Genomic DNA, 16,335 nt, shown 5'->3' on the forward strand with positions numbered 1-16,335 from the left:
GTCCACAAGTCATTTGTCGATGGCTGTTGCCATCCTGCTCGCTGCCGCCGTCTGGGCGCCCCCGGCCCGGGCCGACGGGCTGAAGCCGTTCAAGGACGACCTCTTCGCCTACAGGGTGATCGAAAGCGCCGATGGCGGCGACTTCCAGCGTGTCGACTACGACGAGATGCGCGACATCAACGGTCGCGACCAGATCCCGGAGCGCCGCGTCAAGCGCGCCTATGTCGACCTCGGCGTCAAGAAGGTGCAGGCCGACGAGGTGATCGAGATCGGCGGACGCGGACTGCCGGTCACCCGCGTCGGGCGCGCCGAGGGTGCGGCCTTCACCGTGATCTTCATCCATGGCCGCGGCGGCGACCGCCGGCTCGGCGCCAACGACTATTCCTTCGGCGGCAATTTCAACCGGCTGAAGAACCTCGCCGCCGGCAATGGCGGCGCTTATTACGCGCCGAGCGTGCCCTCCTTCGATGCGGCCGGCGTCACGGCGGTCGCAGCGTTGATCGGCGAGGCGGCGCGCCGCTCGCCCGGGCGGCCGGTCGTGCTCGCCTGCGCCTCGATGGGCAGCTTCGTCTGCTGGGGGATCGCGCGCGACCCCGAGGCGACGGCGCTGCTCGCCGGCATGATCGTCATGGGCGGCGCGAGCGACGCGACCTTCGCCAGGACGGCGGCCGGAAAGCGAAGGCTGCCCCTCTATCTCAGCCATGGCAGCCGCGACAGCGTCTATGCCGCCGACAGCCAGGCCGATCTCTATGCCGGGCTGCACCGGCAGGGCTACCCCGTCCGCTTCGTGCTCTTCGAAAGCGGATCGCACGGGACGCCGGTGCGCATGACCGACTGGCGCGACGCGCTGAACTGGATCCTGCGCTGAAGCCCGGCCGTCGGCCGAATGTCATGAAATTTTTACCGAAAGCATCGTCCGGCCGTTAACCACGGATTGCGTTTCCGCCGCTTCCCGCACCTGCGTTTGCACTTCCTCAAGCCCGGCATGGGACCGTGCCGGCATTATCGAGGTTGGGGTAATTTCGCATGGACGCTCGCACCGATACGCGGCACATCCCGCTCTGCGTGGATCTGGACGGCACGCTGCTCGCCGCCGACACGCTCTGGGAGGGGGTTGCCATCATCCTGCTGCGCAATCCCTTCATGGCCTTCGCCATGGTCTTCTGGGCGCTGCGCGGCAAGGCCTGGCTGAAATACCAGGTGGCGCTCCGTTCCGGACGGGAAGGAGGCGACTGGCCCTACCGGCGCGAGGTGATCGCGAGGCTGGAGGAGGAGCGGGCCACCGGCCGCCCCGTGTTGCTCGTCACCGGCGCTGCGGAAAAGGTCGCGCGCGGCGTCGCCGAGCATACCGGACTGTTCTCGGCCGTCATCCATTCCTCCGAGGCGGTCAACCTCACCAGCCACCGCAAGCGCGACACGCTGATCGAGCGCTTCGGTGAGGGTGGGTTCGACTATATGGGCAACAGCCGCGACGACGTCGCCGTCTTCGACGTCGCCCGCAAGGCGATCGTCGTGGCACCCGACCGGGCGGCGGAGGCCTGGCGGCGCAGCCACGATGCCGAGCGGCTCGACACTGGCCGCGTCAGCCCGATCGTCGCGCTGAAGTCGATCCGCATCCACCAGTGGGCGAAGAACGTGCTGATCGCCGTGCCGATGGTGCTGAACCACGAGGTGCTGCAGCTCGATGCGCTCTTCAACGTCATCCTCGCCTTCTTCGCCTTCAGCTTCACCGCCTCGGCGGTCTACATCATCAACGATCTCTCCGACCTGACGAACGACCGGCGCCACCCGAAGAAGTGCCGCCGCCCGCTGGCGAGCGGGCAGATGTCGGTGCCGATCGGCCTGATCACGGCCCTCTGCCTAGTCATCGCCGCGGTCTCGCTGACGACGCTGCTGCCGGTCGCCTTCGCCTTCGTGCTTGCCTTCTACGCGCTCGCGACCACGGCCTACACCTTCGTGCTGAAGCGCAAGCTCCTCGTCGACGTCTTCACGCTCGCCGGCCTCTACACGGTGCGCATCGTCGCCGGGGCGGCCGCGACCAACACCGAACTGTCCTTCTGGCTCCTGTCCTTCTCGATCTTCTTTTTCCTGAGCCTCGCGCTGGTCAAGCGCTATGTCGAGCTCGACGAATATGACGGCAAGTCCGGCGATCCCGTTCCGGGACGCGGCTACCTGCCCGTCGATTTCGAGATGGTCGGGCAGGCGGGCGTCGCCTCGGCCTTCACCTCGGCCCTCGTGCTCGCGCTCTACATCCACAGCAAGGAAATGCAGGCGATGTATTCCGTGCCCTGGGCGCTGTGGCCGCTCTGCCCGCTGGTGCTCTACATGCTGCTGCGCATCTGGATGCTCGCCCGCCGCCACATGCTGCATGAGGATCCCGTCGTTTTCATCATGCGCGACTGGCGCAGCCAGGTCACCATGGTCGTCGGCGCGCTCCTGGTGCTGAGCGGCACGATCGGACAATACTGATGGTCGACGCCGATCATGACAGCTGGGGCAGGCTCGACCGGCGCGCGCGCGCCGGCATCCCGGCCGAAACCTATCTCGATCCCGACGATCCGCCGCGCCGCGGCCAGTATTTGCCCTTCGGCAACGGCCGATCCTATGGCGACAGCTGCCACAGCGATGCCGGCATCCTGATCGAGAACGTGCGCCGCGACCGGATCCTCTCCTTCGATCCCGGCACCGGCCTGATCCGCTGCGAGGCAGGCGTCACGCTGCGCGCGGTGCTGGAACGCGCCATCGCACGGCGCTTCTTCCTGCCTGTGACGCCGGGCACCGCCGATGTGACGATCGGCGGCGCGATCGCCAACGACGTTCACGGCAAGAACCACCATGCGCGCGGCACCTTCGGCCGTCATGTGACGCGGCTGGTGCTGCGCCGCTCGGACGGCACGCAGATGGTCTGTTCGCCGGGCGAGAACGTCGATTTCTTTCGCGCGACGATCGGTGGCATGGGCCTGACCGGCCTGATCCTGACCGCCGACATCCAGCTGATGAAGGTGCCGTCGCCGCATATCCAGCAGCATGCCGTGCGCTTTGACAGCCTCGACGACTATTTTTCCATCGTCGACCGGATGGATCAGGAACACGAATATTCCGTCGCCTGGATCGACCAGCTCGCGACGGGCCGGGCCATGGGCCGCGGCGTGCTGCTCGCCGGCGACCATGCCGACGGCTCCTGCGAATTTCCCGACCTCCCCGGCAAACGGCGCCTTTCCGTGCCCGTCTCGCCGCCCTTCAACATGCTGAACAGGGTGACGCTGCGCGCCTTCAACGAACTTTACTATCGCAAGGAAAAGCCGGGCGAGACGGTGAAGACGGTGAAATGGCCGGGCTATTTCTATCCGCTCGACGCGATCGGCGGCTGGAACCGGCTCTACGGCCCGCGCGGCCTCTACCAGCACCAGAGCGTCTATCCGGCGGAAAACGCGCCGGAGATCACCGCCCGGCTGATGGAGACGGCGCGGCAGGCCGGCCATGCGTCGTTTCTCACTGTGCTGAAACGGTTCGGATCCGAGCCGTCGCCGGGTCTTTTCTCCTTCCCGCGCGGCGGTTTCACCCTGACGCTCGACTTCGCCAACCAGGGACCGGCGACGACGGCGCTTCTCGACCGCCTCGATCACATCGTCACGGCGGCGGGCGGGGCGATCAACCCCTACAAGGACGCGCGCATGAGCCCGGAAACCTTCGCCGCCTCCTTCCCGGACTGGCGCGCGCTCGAGGCGCTTCGCGATCCCGACATGATGTCCAATTTCTGGGCGCGCACGGCGATGAAGCTCCAGAAATGAACATGTCTTCCATTTTAATCAAATCGCGACGGGGCGATGCACGGAATATCAGGCTTTTTCCGGTAACAAAGCCGCCGGGAACAGGAGTACAGACATGAAGTATATCCCATTCATTCTCTTTACCGTGCTGACGAACGCGGCGGCACAACTGATGCTGAAGCAGGGAATGATGTCGCTCGGTCCGATCTCCATGACGGCGGATACGGCGATCGTGCGCATCTTCCAGATCGTCTTCAGCCCCTGGGTGTTCGCCGGCCTGACGATGTTCGTCATTTCGATGGCCTCGCACCTCTACGTGCTGTCGAAGGTCGAACTGTCCTTCGCCTATCCCTTCCTCAGCCTCGCCTATGTGGCGGTGGCCGTCTTCGCCTATGTTCTGTTCAAGGAGGACCAGAATGCCTGGCGTATCGCCGGCATCGCCTTCATCTGCATCGGCACCGTCCTCATCGCCCAGTCCGGCACCTCGACGCATCCGTCCGAGCCGGACCTGTCCTCCGCCAGCAAGAACACGCACGTCAACCTCGGGAGCCACTCATGAAACACATCATCTTCGGTGGAGACGGCTTTGTCGGCCGCCACCTGGCCAGCCGCCTCGTCAAGGACGGCGAAGAGGTCCTGATCGCCGACATCGTCAAGTCCGACCTGCCGCACTACGCCCGCGCCCGCTTCGTCCATTGCGACGTCACCAAGCTCGATCAGGTCATGGCCGTCGAGATCGGTCCGGACGACATGGTCTACAACATGGCGGCAAAAATGCTGTCGCCGCTGCAGGTGCGCGCCAAGCGCTGGGAATTCTTCTGGCCGGTCAACTATTACGGCGCCGAGAACATCATGAAGGCGACGGCCCATGCCGGGGCGAACCGGCTGGTCCAGTTCACCACCGACATGATCTACGGCCACACGGTGCAGTCGCCGCAGACGGAGGACCATCCGGCCAAGCCGCTCGGCGAATACGGCAAGTCGAAGCTCGCCACGGAAGAGCTCGCCAAGGAATGGCGCCGCCGCGGCATGAACATCTCGATCTTCCGTCCGCGCCTGATCATCGGCCCCGGCCGCCTCGGCATCCTGGAAAAGCTGTTCAAGCTGATCGACGCCAACCTGCCGGTGCCGATGATCGGCTCGGGCAAGAACCCGTACCAGTTCATTTCGGTGTTCGACTGCGCCGAGGCCGCGCGGCTCGCCTGGAAGGGCGGCGTGCCGAACAAGGAGTATAATCTCGGTTCCGACAACCCGCCCTCGGTGCGCAAGCTTCTCGGCAATCTGATCAAGCATGCCGGTTCGAAGTCGTTCCTGCTGCCGACGCCGGCCTTCGCCGTCAAGGCGACGCTCGCGACCTTCGACTACATGAACATGCCGATCATGGACCCGGAGCAGTACCTGATCGCCGACGAGATGTGCATCCGCGAGACCGGCGCGCTGAAGCGCGATCTCGGCTGGAAGGCCGAATACAATGACGGCGACATGCTGATCGCCGCCTACAACGAATACCGGGCGAAGAAGTCCGGCGCCGCCTATGCCAACGCCGCCGCCGTTCCGGCCGAATAAGTCAGGGGACCAGAAGACCATGCTCGACAAGCCCGCCCGCATCGCCGTCGATGCCCCCGCGCTGGATGGCGCATCGCCCAAGCCGAAGCTGATCACGGTCGAACAGGCCAAGGCGATGACCGTTCCGGAGATGACGACCCTATTCAAGGATCACGTCAATCCCGGCCAGCTCCACTTCATGAAGCTGCTCGGCTTCCACAAGGTGAAGGTCGAGAGCGCCGAGGGCATGTACTACACCGACCAGAACGGCCGGAAGATCCTCGATTTCTTCGGCGGCTTCGGCTCGCTCGCCTTCGGCCACAACCATCCGCGCCTCATCGCCGCCCGCAAGCAGTTCCAGGACGAGAAGCGCCACGAGATCGCCATCGCCTTCATGTCGCAATATGCGGCAGCGTTTGCCAAGAACCTCGCGACCGTCTCGCCGGGCGACCTCGACATGGTCTTCCTCGGCTCGTCCGGTTCGGAGGTCATGGAAGCCGCCGTCAAGCTCGCCGAGCGCGCCGCCGGTCCGAAGCGGCCGAAGGTCGTCTATGCCGAGAATTCGTTCCACGGCAAGACCAAGGGCGTGCTGAACATCACCGACGGCCAGCTCTACCGCGCCGAGTTCAAGGTGTCCGGCAACACGGTCCGCGTGCCCTTCGGCGACATCCGCGCCATCGAGGCGGCCTTCCGCTCGGATCCGGAAATCGGCGCGATCGTTCTCGAAACCATCCAGGGCGGCGGCGGCATCATCCAGGCGCCGGAAGGCTTCTGGAAGGAATTGCGGGCGCTCTGCGACCGCTACGGCGTCGTCTGGGTCGCCGACGAGGTGCAGTGCGGCTATGGCCGGTCCGGCCGATTCTTCGCCTTCGAGCACGAGAGCGTCGTGCCGGACATCACCGCGCTCGCCAAGTCGCTCGGCGGCGGCAAGGCGGCCGTCGGCGCGATGATCGCGCGGCGCGACATCTACATGAAGGCCTATGGCGCGCCGAAGACGGCGATGATCCACGCGATGGCGACCTTCGGCGGTATGGGCGAGGCCTGCGTCACCGCGATCGAGGCGCTGAACGTCATGTATGACGAGGACCTGATCGAGAACGCTGCCGTGCAGGGCGCCTACCTGCTGGAGCGCCTCAATGCGCTGAAGGCGAAATACCCGAAGATCATCAAGGACGTGCGCGGCCGTGGCCTGATGGTCGGCCTCGAATTCCAGGATTTTAGCCAGACGCTGCCGATGGTGCTGAGGCCGATGGTGGCGATGCTCGACGATAAGCTGAAGGGATCGCTCTCCGGCTTCATCGGCGCCGCGCTGCTGCGCGACTACGACGTCCTCGTCGCCTTCACCGAATACAACCGCAACGTCATCCGGCTGGAGCCGCCGCTGATCTGCGAGCGACGGCATGTCGACCAGTTCGCCGACGCGCTCGACGACCTGCTCGGCAAGGGCATCGTCAGCATCGTCAAGGACTTCATCGGCAGCCAGATGGACCGTTCCGAGGCCTGATTCCCGACGGGCGAAGTCAGAGCGAAAGGGCCGCGCAAGAAGGCGCGGCCCTTTTTCGCGTCAGGACCTGAGCAGCACCTTCGTCGATCCGGCCGCCGCCGCAACCTGCTGGAAGTGGACGGCGCGCTTGGCGCTGTTGCCGCCCGAGCGCAGCAATTGCGTCTGCAACGCGTCGACCACATGGGCGGCGTCGCTCAGCGTCTTGCGCAACCGGGCCGGTTTCGTCGCCGTGTAGCGCCGGCTGGCACGGAAGCGCGTGTTGGCGCCGGGACGCGACCGGAGCGCCGGTGCCTGCGGATCGGCGTCGCGGCGCGCGATCGCTCCCAGCTTGCCGGACGCGGACGCGATCGCCGCGCGCATCTCGTCGTAATCGGGGCCGCGCGGCACCCGCCGCGCCACGTCGCGCAACCCCTGCGCCAGGCAATCCGTGCGGTAGACCGGATCGTAGCGCCGGCACTCGCTGACGACCGCGCGGATGTTGAGGATGATGCCGTTGGTCGCAGTCTGGCTCAGCGGCGATGCCGCGACCGATCCGCCGCCATGGCCCGGCCGGCTCTGCGACTGACCGGAACTGCCGCCATCCGTCGACTGGGCGCGCACGGCATCGCCGGGGGCCAGCGCCAGGCTGGCGGCAAGCAGCAGATGGAAGACCAGCGCTGCCGGAACCCTCCGCATCGGTGTCGTCGTCATGAAATATCCCCTCTCACGATGGTGCGCGCCCGAAGGCGACCTGCAGGCTGCGCTGGGTGCCCGGCCCGAAGGCGCCGTCGATCGCGCCCGCATAGAATTTCTTTTCCGCCAGGATCGCCTGCAACGCCTTGCGCGTCGCGGCGGAGAACATGGTGGGCCGCGTTTCGAGCAGGTTCAGCACCGCCTCGACCCCGGAGCGCAGCGCCAGATAGAGATAGCCCGCCGCGTCCCCGGGCCCCTTGCCGGGGATCATGCCGTCGTCGATCAGGGCCGCGACGTTGAACATCGCCTGCGGATGGCGAAGGTCCGCGGCCTTCAGGAACAGCGCGATCGCCGCCTGCGGATCGCTCGGCAGTCCCGCCATGCCCTGGTAGGTGAGGACGCCGAGATCGTTGATCGCGTCCGGAAAGCCGAGATCGGCGGAGGCCCGGAAGAGGCGCAGCGCCTCGGCGACGTCCTGCGTCGTGCCGACGCCGGTCTCGTAGAGCTTCGCCAGTTCGAACATGGCCTCCGCGTCGCCGCGCTCCGCCGCTGTGCTGAAATGGCGGAACGCCTCCGCCGGCGCGTAGCGGGCGGTGTCGGGGCTCAGCGCCATGTAGCCGAGGCCGATCATCGCGCGGGTGTCGCCGTCGCCGGCAAGGGCCGCGAGCTGGACCGACTGGTCGGGCGCGAGCTTCTGCCAGGCGACCGCCTTGTCCTTGCCGTCGGGAAGCGGCTGGTCGCCGCCGGCGAGGAAGAAGGGAACGCCGGAGAGCGAGCCGTAGAAATGCGGCTGCTGCCGGTTTTCCGTCTCGCGCATGACGGCGTCGCGTACCTGCCGGAAGAGGAGGCCGATCTCGACATCTTTCTTCGGCATCAGGTCTAGCAGGGCCTGCGCGAAGGGGCTGTGGCTCCCCTTGCCGTCGAGCGCCACCTTGCCGTCCTCGGCGGCGTAGACGACCATCATGCCGCGATCGGGCGAGGGCGCCGCAAGCCCGCCGCCACGCAGGCGGTCGATCGCGCCTGCGGGAAGGGCCGCCGGCGCGGCGTCCACAGGCCCGTCCGCGAAGGGATTGTTGCGGCAGGAATCGAGGATGACGATGCGCAGCCGTCGCGCCCGGTCGACCGCCGCGAGCAGCCGTTTGAGGCTCAGCGCCCGGGCGCCGATCTCGGAGGGCGCGTCAATCGCAAGATCGACCGGCAGCAGGTAGTTCTCGCCGTCGAGCTCGACGCCGTGTCCCGCATAATAGACGAGGGCCACATCGGCGGTTTCCGCCTGCTCGGAGAACGTATTGACCGCCGTCACCATCGCGTCGAGCGTCGCATCGAGCGCGACGGTCGTGTCGAAGCCGAGCGCGGTCAGCGTCGCGGCGATGGCGCGCGCGTCGTTCGCCGTGTTTTTCAGCGGCGTCACGGTGCGATAATCGGCAAGACCGAAGACGAGGGCGACGCGCGCGGCGGCCTCGGCGCGAAGGGGGCCTGCGAGAAGCGCGCAGGCGAGCATGAGGGCGGCGATCAGGCGGCGCGGCGTCAGGGAGAAAGGGCCTGGCATCATCACGCTCTCCTATCGAAGCGTCGAGATCTCGACCCGACGGTTTCGGCCGTCGGTCGGCTGGTCGGGGAAGAGCAGGGCGGTTTCGCCGAAGGCGCGCAGCGTGAGGCGGTCGGCGGCGATGCCGAAGCGTTCCTCGAGATAGCGGATCGCCGCCGCCGCCCGCCTTTCGCTGAGCGCGAGATTGGCGTCCGCCGCGCCCGTCGCGTCGGTGTGGCCGCCGACGACGAAGCGGTGGGGGGCAAGATCCGGGCTTTCCAGTGCCGCACCGAGGCTGTCGAGCAGCGCGCGGGCCTCGGGCGTCAGTTCCGCCGAATTCAGCCGGAAGGTGACCGCGAGGTTGACGGTTGCCGCAAGCGTGTCGCCATAGGCGTTGACGGTCTTTGCGCCGTCCGGCGCCTGGATGGATGCGCCGACTGGCTGCACGAGAAGCCCGCGCGTCAGCGCGCCGTCGTCGGCGTGCCCGGGCAGCAGGCGGTCGCGGATCTCCTCCGGAGAGGCGGAGGAAAGGATGACGGGCTCGCCCGCCATCGCGGCCGCCGGTGCGGAGAGAGCCGCCAGCAGGATCAAGCCGATGCGGCCGACCATCGCGACCTCCTGAAAATCGATCGAACACGCCTTGGATGATATAGGCAAAACAGTAGTTTGACGGGGAGGGGAAGTCAATTCGCGCGTCGGCTCCGCGATTTCCCCGGCTCGCCTTTCCAACCCGCCTCTTATTTGCTAGGCCGTCCGCGACCTGTGCTGTGGCTGGAGGAGAGTGTCATGACGCCTGAAATACGTCCGCTTGTTGCCGGAAACTGGAAGATGAACGGCTTGCGGGCCTCGCTCGACGAGCTGAAGGCGATCATCGAGGGCGTTCAGGGTCCGCTGTCGGAAAAGGTCGACACGCTGATCTGCCCGCCGGCGACGCTGCTCTATGTCGCGACCGCGCTTGCGACCGACAGCCCGCTTGCGATCGGCGCGCAGGATTGCCATCCGAAGGAGAGCGGCGCCCATACCGGCGACATTTCCGCGCCGATGATTGCCGACTGCTTCGGCACCTATGTCCTCGTCGGCCATTCCGAGCGCCGCACCGACCACGGCGAAAGCGACGCGCTGGTGCGCGCCAAGGCCGAGGCCGCGCTCGCGGCCGACCTCACCGCCGTCGTCTGCATCGGCGAGACGGGGGACGAGCGCAAGGCGGGGGAAACCCTCCCGGTTCTGAAGCGCCAGCTTTCCGGCTCCGTGCCGGATGCCGCGACGGCGGACAACACGGTGATCGCCTACGAGCCGGTCTGGGCGATCGGAACGGGCCTGACGCCGACGGCTGCCGACGTCGCCGAGGCGCATGCCTTCCTGCGCAGCGAGCTGGTGTCGCGCTTCGGCGGCGAGGGCGCGAAAATGCGCATCCTCTATGGCGGCTCGGTGAAGCCCGCAAACGCCGCGGAACTGATGTCGGTCGCCAATGTCGACGGCGCGCTGATCGGCGGCGCCAGCTTGAAAGCCGCCGATTTCCTCGCCATCTATGGCGCATACGAAGGATTGACGGCCTGACCAACGCCTTGCCGGCGGGCTGCGGGCTTGGAATGCGCGCGTCCTTGGTATAAGGGACGCGCGAAACCTCTTTTGGCCGGTTCGGCGGGAACGTGAAGATATGCAGACCGTATTGCTCGTCATCTACCTCATGGTCGTCCTCGTGCTGATCGGCGTCGTGCTGATCCAGCGCTCGGAAGGCGGCGGCCTCGGCATCGGCGGCGGTTCGGGCTTCATGTCGGCGCGCGGCACAGCCAATGCGCTGACGCGCACCACGGCGATCCTCGCGACGCTGTTCTTCGTGCTGGCGCTCGGCATGGGCATCCTGTCGCGCTACGAGCCGCAGGCGACCGACATTCTCGATCGCATCCCCGGCACGAGCGGCGCCGGAAACGGCGTTCTCGATTCGCTCGGCGGCCAGCCTTCGGGCGGCAGCGCCGTTCCGAGCGATGCGGGGACCCCGCCTGCCGGCGGCGCATCGACCGGGGCGGCTCCGGCAACGGGTGGCGCCGAGGCGCCGGCCGGCGGCGCTGCGACGACGCCAGCGACCGGCGCGCCGGCGGCCACCGCTCCCGCGACCACCACTCCGGCAACCGGAGCCGGCGAACCTGCCTCCGGTGTCCCGAGCGGCCAGTAAGCCGCGGCGTTCTCATCCGACCGGCGGGCCGCAAGCCCGCCGGTTTTCTTTTGTCGGTCTTCTGCCACCGGCGGCGCGGGAAATGCGCCGGACGGCAACTTTCCGGTGGCGGAATCAATTTCGAAACGGTATCCGGTGAAGCCCATGGCGCGATATGTTTTCATCACTGGCGGCGTGGTATCCTCCCTTGGAAAAGGGATTGCTGCCGCCGCTCTCGGAGCACTGCTTCAGGCCCGTGGCTACAGGGTCCGGCTGAGAAAGCTCGACCCTTACCTCAATGTCGATCCGGGGACGATGAGCCCGACCCAGCACGGCGAGGTGTTCGTCACCGACGACGGGGCGGAGACCGACCTCGACCTCGGCCATTACGAGCGTTTTACAGGACGCTCGGCGACAAAGACCGACAACATCACCACCGGCCGCATCTACAAGAACATCATCGACAAGGAGCGGCGCGGCGACTATCTCGGCGCCACCGTCCAGGTGATCCCGCATGTCACCAACGAGATCAAGAACTTCGTCACCGAAGGCAACGAGGACTATGATTTCGTCATCTGCGAGATCGGTGGAACGGTCGGCGACATCGAGGCGATGCCGTTCCTGGAGGCGATCCGCCAGCTCGGCAACGATTTGCCGCGCAACACCGCCGTCTATGTCCACCTGACGCTGATGCCTTACATCCCGGCTGCCGGCGAACTGAAGACGAAGCCGACCCAGCATTCGGTCAAGGAACTGCAGGCGCTCGGCATCGCCCCCGATATCCTGCTGGTGCGGGCCGACCGCGAGATCCCGGAAGCCGAGCGCCGCAAGCTTTCGCTCTTCTGCAACGTCCGCCCCTCCGCCGTAATCCAGGCGCTCGATGTCGCGAGCATCTACGACGTGCCGATCGCCTACCACAAGGAAGGCCTCGATTCGGAAGTGCTCGCCGCCTTCGGCATCGAGCCAGCGCCGAAGCCGCGCATCGAGGACTGGGTCGACGTCGCCGAGCGCATCCGCACGCCGGAAGGCGAGGTGACCATCGCTATCGTCGGTAAGTATACCGGGCTGAAGGACGCCTACAAGTCGCTGATCGAGGCGCTCTATCACGGAGGCCTCGCCAACCGGGTCAAGGTCAAGCTCGAATGGATCGAATCGGAGATCTTCGAGAAGGAGGATCCCGCCCCCTGGCTTGAGAAGGTGCACGGCATCCTCGTTCCCGGCGGCTTCGGCGAGCGCGGTTCGGAGGGCAAGATCTCCGCCGCCCGCTTCGCGCGGGAGCGCAAGGTGCCCTATTTCGGCATCTGTTTCGGCATGCAGATGGCGGTGGTCGAGGCGGCGCGCAATCTGGCGGGCATCGAAAAGGCGTCATCGACCGAATTCGGCCCGACAGCGGAGCCGGTCGTCGGCCTGATGACCGAATGGGTCAAGGGCAACATGCTGGAAAAACGCCAGGCGGCCGGCGATCTCGGCGGCACGATGCGGCTCGGCGCCTACAAGGCAAGCCTGAAGAAGGGCAGCAAGATCGCCGACATCTACGGATCGACCGATATTTCCGAGCGCCACCGTCACCGCTACGAGGTGAACGTCGATTACAAGGCGCGGCTCGAGGCCTGCGGGCTTGATTTCTCCGGCATGTCGCCGGACGGCGTGCTGCCGGAGACGGTCGAATATCCGGACCATCCCTGGTTCATCGGCGTGCAGTACCATCCCGAGCTGAAGTCGCGCCCGCTCGATCCGCACCCGCTGTTTGCAAGCTTCATCGAGGCGGCGGTCGAACAGAGCCGTTTCGTCTGATCGACGCCGCTCAACGCCATTTGAGACAAGGACCGGCGGGCGCGGAGAGCGCGCCCGCCGGTCCTTTCTGATTCCGGACCTGCCGGACAAGGGCGCGAACGCCGGAGCCCGCATCACCCGATGGAATCCCAGACCGCTGATTTCATTGCATGAATGGAATGGTTAACGAGGCGTTAATTCTGGTCAGCCTCGCGCAAGCTTCGCGGAATAACCCGATTGCGTACGGATCGGGAAGTCCAGTCGGGGCGCCTTCTCTCGCCTTCGCAGGATCCCGCTGACAGACGCCTTGCGGCGGAGGTGGACGATGCAGATCGCAGACAGGGTATCCGCGCCGGCAGGCGACACGATGGGCAACCTCGCCGGGCGTCAGGCGTCGCAGGTCGGGTCGTCGGCCCGCGAGGATGCGGCCGCGATCGCCTCCGCCGCCGGCTATCTCGACTCCTCCTCGCGCGTCTCGCTCTCGGCCGATGCGCTCCTCTACCTCGGGCGCGCCAAGCGGACGCCCGAACGCTTCCCGGCCCTGACCCAGGACGAATGGAGCAACCGTCCCTCCAGCCAGCTTCTCGCGCGCGAATATCAGGCCTTCGGAAAATACATCGAGAGCGGCAATTACAAGGGCTACTACCGCGCCTTCATAGAGTATTACGACAGCCTGAGAAGCGAGGACCAGAACAGCCTGCGTTATTTCGGCACGCGCGAGGCAGCCGTCGCAGGCCTGCGCTCGATCGAATACGAGAACGGCCCCGAGGAAGTCGGCGACCTGCCGAGCCGCATCAGCGTGTTCCTTGACGCGGAAAAGAGCTTCGTCGGCCGTCCCGCGGAAGAGGCGGGCCCGGCGGCGACCGGTTTCGGCTGGGACAGCGTCAACATCAGCTACGAGGCGTCGGACACGGCGTCCGAGACGATTTCCAGCATCGACAGGCTCTACGCCGAATCCTACTGAGACGCCCGACACCGTCGAAGCGTGCATTCTGTCGTCGTTCTCGCACAATCCGTTGGAGCAAGGCACCGCGTCGTGTAGAGAAGAACGGTGCCTTCTGGCACGCGACGGATCGCGGAGGGGTTTTGCAGCGTGCGCCAGGGATTGCTGGAAACGGTTATCGGAGGCGTTCGGTCGCGGACCAGCCATTCTCAGGTGGTGAACGAACTCGGGCGCTCCATCGTCGGCGGCGACTATCCGGAAGGCGGGCTGCTGCCGGGCGACGGCGAACTGGCGGCCCGGTTTCGCGTGTCGCGCACGGTGCTGCGCGAGGCGATGAAGACGCTGGCCGCCAAGGGCATGATCGTGGCGCGGGCGCGAATCGGCACGCGGGTGCGCCGGCGCGACGACTGGAACCTCTTCGATGCCGATGTGCTGACCTGGTATTTCGATTGCGGCGTCGACGAACGGTTTCTTTACCATCTGAGCGATGTGCGCCTTGCCTTCGAGCCTCATGCGGCGGCACTTGCGGCGCGCCATGCCTCCGAAGGCGAGATCGCCGGCATGATGCGGCTCGCGGTCGCGATGGGCGACCCCGCCCACACGGCAGAGACGCTGGCGATCGCCGACCTGAAATTCCACATCGCCGTGATCGAGGCCTGCGGCAACCCCTTCATGCGCACGATCGGCAGCCTGATCGAGGCCGGTCTCGCCGGCGTCTTCAAGCTCTCGTCGCCCGCCGCCGACCGCGCCAAGATCGACGAGGTCGCCCGCAACCACATCCGCATCGTCGAGGCGATCCGCCTGCGCGACGAGGCCGGCGCCCGCGAGGCGATGGAGAATGTCATCCGTCTCGGCCGCGACCGGGTGCGCGGCGCGATTGTCGACACGGCGACCCGACCGGTCGAGGCGCCGTGACGGCGGCGATGCGAATTTCCACCGGGCGCCTTGTTCCCTTGCGCCGATATGCTTATGTCAGCATCGGCACCTTCAGGCGCCGCGTCCATCAACGGTGATCGAGGGTCATGTCCGAACTGCTTGTCATTTTCCTACTGCTCCTGATCAATGCATTCTTTGCAATGTCGGAAATGGCAATCGTATCGGCAAGCCGGCCGCTCCTGCGGCAGATGGCCAAGCAGGGCAACCGCCGCGCCGAGACCGCGCTGAAGCTCGCCGAGGAGCCGGGCCGGTTCCTCTCGACGGTCCAGGTCGGCATCACCCTGGTCGGCACGCTGGCGGGCGCCTATGGCGGCGCCACGATCGCCGACAACATCGCGCCCTGGCTGAACGACGTCAGCTGGATCAATCCCTATGGCAGCACGGTCGCCGTCGCGCTGGTCGTGACGATGATCACCTACCTGTCGGTCATCGTCGGCGAACTGATCCCGAAGCAACTCGCGCTACGCAATTCCGAGACGGTGGCGATGTTCGTCGCCGGGCCGATGTCGTTCCTGTCGAAGATCGCCGCGCCTGTCGTGCTCCTCTTCGAACTGTCGGCGCGGCTCCTGCTCCGGCTCCTCGGTTTTCGCGCCGCACCGCAGGACCAGGTCACCGAAGAAGAAGTGCAGGCCATCATGGCGGAAGGCGTCGAAAGCGGCGCCATCGAGAAATCCGAGCACGAGATGCTGCGCCGGATCATCCGCCTCGGCGACCGCAACGTGAAGTCGATCATGACGCACCGCACCGAGGTCAGCTTCATCGAGCTCGACGACACGATCGAGACGATCCGCGAGAAGGTGCAGCAGTCGGGCCATTCCCGCTATCCGGTGCTCGATCCGGAAAGCGGCGAGGTGCTCGGCGCCGTTCTGGTCAAGGAAGTGCTCAATCCGCCGTCGGAATCGGCGTTCGATATCCGCGACTTCATCCGCGACATCCACACCCTGCCCGAAACGGCGTCCTGCCTGAAGGCGCTCGAAGCCTTCAAGTCGTCGCGCATCAACATGTCGCTGATCGTCGATGAGTACGGCAGCACCGAGGGAATCCTCACCATCGCCGACATTCTCGAGGCGATCGTCGGCGTGCTGCCGTCGAACTACGACGATATCGAACACGCGCTGGTGCGCATGCGCGAGGACGGTTCCTATCTCGTCGATGGCCGCACGCCGATCGATGAGATCCACCTGTCGATCGGTCTCGACGAGATCGAATCGGACGGCAATTACGAGACGATCGCCGGATTCCTCGTGCAGCAGCTGCGCAAGACGCCGGAGGAGGGCGACACGACGGAGGCCCATGGCCACCGGTTCGAGGTGGTCGACATGGACGGGCGCCGCATCGACAAGATCCTCGTCACGCGCCTTGCGGGCGAGTAGGTGCCCGGATACGGAAAAAGGCCGGGCATGCCCGACCTTTCTTCCGTCTTGCGCTGACCTGCTAGAGCAGATTCGACTTATTCCGGGTCATATCCTGCGGCCTCGAAATAGTGTCGGCATTCCTTTGGCGTGAAGGCGG

General features: G+C 66.2%; 15 protein-coding genes. 12 read left to right on the forward strand and 3 right to left on the reverse strand.

Annotated features, from left to right (window positions below):
* Window positions 1-19: 19 nt before the first annotated feature.
* The 6 genes from ACEVQ6_RS19485 (at window position 20) to ACEVQ6_RS19510 (ending at window position 6,819) form a co-directional block, all read left to right on the forward strand.
* Window positions 20-868 (forward strand): alpha/beta hydrolase, encoded by an 849-nt coding sequence (locus ACEVQ6_RS19485; protein ID WP_374890716.1) that lies wholly within the window; start codon window positions 20-22, stop codon window positions 866-868.
* A gap of 158 nt (window positions 869-1,026) precedes the next feature.
* A complete protein-coding gene (locus ACEVQ6_RS19490) occupies window positions 1,027-2,469 on the forward strand; it encodes a UbiA family prenyltransferase (RefSeq protein WP_374890717.1) in 1,443 nt (480 codons plus the stop codon).
* Entirely contained in the window at window positions 2,469-3,791 is a 1,323-nt protein-coding gene (locus ACEVQ6_RS19495) for an FAD-binding oxidoreductase (RefSeq protein WP_374890718.1), read from the forward strand. The genes ACEVQ6_RS19490 and ACEVQ6_RS19495 overlap by 1 nt, the downstream gene beginning before the upstream one ends.
* Before the next feature lie 94 nt (window positions 3,792-3,885).
* On the forward strand, window positions 3,886-4,329 hold the full coding sequence (locus ACEVQ6_RS19500; RefSeq protein WP_374890719.1) for a DMT family transporter: 444 nt from the start codon (window positions 3,886-3,888) through the stop codon (window positions 4,327-4,329).
* Window positions 4,326-5,336 carry an NAD-dependent epimerase/dehydratase family protein gene (locus ACEVQ6_RS19505; RefSeq protein WP_374890720.1) on the forward strand — a complete coding sequence of 337 codons (1,011 nt, stop codon included), beginning with the start codon at window positions 4,326-4,328 and terminating at the stop codon, window positions 5,334-5,336. The genes ACEVQ6_RS19500 and ACEVQ6_RS19505 overlap by 4 nt, the downstream gene beginning before the upstream one ends.
* Before the next feature lie 19 nt (window positions 5,337-5,355).
* Window positions 5,356-6,819, forward strand: coding sequence for an aspartate aminotransferase family protein (locus ACEVQ6_RS19510; RefSeq protein ID WP_374890721.1), 1,464 nt, complete (start codon window positions 5,356-5,358; stop codon window positions 6,817-6,819).
* A 60-nt stretch (window positions 6,820-6,879) separates the two neighbouring features.
* On the opposite strand, the gene ACEVQ6_RS19515 is transcribed toward ACEVQ6_RS19510, so the two are convergent.
* From ACEVQ6_RS19515 to ACEVQ6_RS19525, 3 genes are read right to left on the reverse strand one after another with little or no spacing between them, the layout of a single operon-like run.
* Complete coding sequence (locus ACEVQ6_RS19515; RefSeq protein ID WP_374890722.1) at window positions 6,880-7,509, reverse strand: hypothetical protein; 630 nt, start codon at window positions 7,507-7,509, stop codon at window positions 6,880-6,882.
* Between the two features lie 13 nt (window positions 7,510-7,522).
* On the reverse strand, window positions 7,523-9,043 hold the full coding sequence (locus ACEVQ6_RS19520) for a caspase family protein (protein WP_374890723.1): 1,521 nt from the start codon (window positions 9,041-9,043) through the stop codon (window positions 7,523-7,525).
* A gap of 9 nt (window positions 9,044-9,052) precedes the next feature.
* Window positions 9,053-9,628: an OmpA family protein gene (locus ACEVQ6_RS19525; protein ID WP_374890724.1), complete on the reverse strand. Its 576-nt coding sequence runs from the start codon at window positions 9,626-9,628 to the stop codon at window positions 9,053-9,055.
* A gap of 177 nt (window positions 9,629-9,805) precedes the next feature.
* On the opposite strand from ACEVQ6_RS19525, the gene tpiA reads away from it, so the two are divergent.
* The 6 genes from tpiA to ACEVQ6_RS19555 all read left to right on the forward strand — a co-directional run bounded on the left by tpiA (window position 9,806) and on the right by ACEVQ6_RS19555 (window position 16,196).
* Window positions 9,806-10,576, forward strand: coding sequence for a triose-phosphate isomerase (tpiA, locus tag ACEVQ6_RS19530; RefSeq protein ID WP_374890725.1), 771 nt, complete (start codon window positions 9,806-9,808; stop codon window positions 10,574-10,576).
* A gap of 100 nt (window positions 10,577-10,676) precedes the next feature.
* Window positions 10,677-11,192, forward strand: coding sequence for a preprotein translocase subunit SecG (gene secG / locus ACEVQ6_RS19535; RefSeq protein ID WP_374890726.1), 516 nt, complete (start codon window positions 10,677-10,679; stop codon window positions 11,190-11,192).
* A 144-nt stretch (window positions 11,193-11,336) separates the two neighbouring features.
* The gene (locus ACEVQ6_RS19540; protein WP_374890727.1) at window positions 11,337-12,965 is read left to right on the forward strand and encodes a CTP synthase; all 1,629 of its coding nucleotides are present in this window, start codon (window positions 11,337-11,339) and stop codon (window positions 12,963-12,965) included.
* Window positions 12,966-13,269: 304 nt separating this feature from the next.
* On the forward strand, window positions 13,270-13,908 hold the full coding sequence (locus tag ACEVQ6_RS19545; protein WP_374890728.1) for a biotin biosynthesis protein BioC: 639 nt from the start codon (window positions 13,270-13,272) through the stop codon (window positions 13,906-13,908).
* Between the two features lie 129 nt (window positions 13,909-14,037).
* Entirely contained in the window at window positions 14,038-14,802 is a 765-nt protein-coding gene (locus ACEVQ6_RS19550) for a FadR/GntR family transcriptional regulator (RefSeq protein ID WP_374890729.1), read from the forward strand.
* Between the two features lie 107 nt (window positions 14,803-14,909).
* A complete protein-coding gene (locus ACEVQ6_RS19555; protein WP_374890730.1) occupies window positions 14,910-16,196 on the forward strand; it encodes a hemolysin family protein in 1,287 nt (428 codons plus the stop codon).
* The last annotated feature ends 139 nt before the right edge of the window (window positions 16,197-16,335 follow it).

It is taken from the genome of Ensifer soli, from assembly GCF_041928815.1.
Taxonomy (GTDB): Bacteria; Pseudomonadota; Alphaproteobacteria; order Rhizobiales; family Rhizobiaceae; genus JBHFEI01.

Bases quoted from the DNA above. Each gene is read 5' to 3' on its own strand.
- ACEVQ6_RS19525 (WP_374890724.1), bottom strand. From the start codon at position 9,628: ATGGTCGGCCGCATCGGCTTGATCCTGCTGGCGGCTCTCTCCGCACCG.
- ACEVQ6_RS19510 (WP_374890721.1), top strand. From the start codon at position 5,356: ATGCTCGACAAGCCCGCCCGCATCGCCGTCGATGCCCCCGCGCTGGAT.
- ACEVQ6_RS19490 (WP_374890717.1), top strand. From the start codon at position 1,027: ATGGACGCTCGCACCGATACGCGGCACATCCCGCTCTGCGTGGATCTG.
- ACEVQ6_RS19555 (WP_374890730.1), top strand. From the start codon at position 14,910: ATGTCCGAACTGCTTGTCATTTTCCTACTGCTCCTGATCAATGCATTC.
- ACEVQ6_RS19540 (WP_374890727.1), top strand. From the start codon at position 11,337: ATGGCGCGATATGTTTTCATCACTGGCGGCGTGGTATCCTCCCTTGGA.
- ACEVQ6_RS19505 (WP_374890720.1), top strand. From the start codon at position 4,326: ATGAAACACATCATCTTCGGTGGAGACGGCTTTGTCGGCCGCCACCTG.
- ACEVQ6_RS19495 (WP_374890718.1), top strand. From the start codon at position 2,469: ATGGTCGACGCCGATCATGACAGCTGGGGCAGGCTCGACCGGCGCGCG.
- ACEVQ6_RS19520 (WP_374890723.1), bottom strand. From the start codon at position 9,043: ATGATGCCAGGCCCTTTCTCCCTGACGCCGCGCCGCCTGATCGCCGCC.
- ACEVQ6_RS19485 (WP_374890716.1), top strand. From the start codon at position 20: ATGGCTGTTGCCATCCTGCTCGCTGCCGCCGTCTGGGCGCCCCCGGCC.
- tpiA (WP_374890725.1), top strand. From the start codon at position 9,806: ATGACGCCTGAAATACGTCCGCTTGTTGCCGGAAACTGGAAGATGAAC.
- ACEVQ6_RS19515 (WP_374890722.1), bottom strand. From the start codon at position 7,509: ATGACGACGACACCGATGCGGAGGGTTCCGGCAGCGCTGGTCTTCCAT.
- secG (WP_374890726.1), top strand. From the start codon at position 10,677: ATGCAGACCGTATTGCTCGTCATCTACCTCATGGTCGTCCTCGTGCTG.
- ACEVQ6_RS19500 (WP_374890719.1), top strand. From the start codon at position 3,886: ATGAAGTATATCCCATTCATTCTCTTTACCGTGCTGACGAACGCGGCG.
- ACEVQ6_RS19545 (WP_374890728.1), top strand. From the start codon at position 13,270: ATGCAGATCGCAGACAGGGTATCCGCGCCGGCAGGCGACACGATGGGC.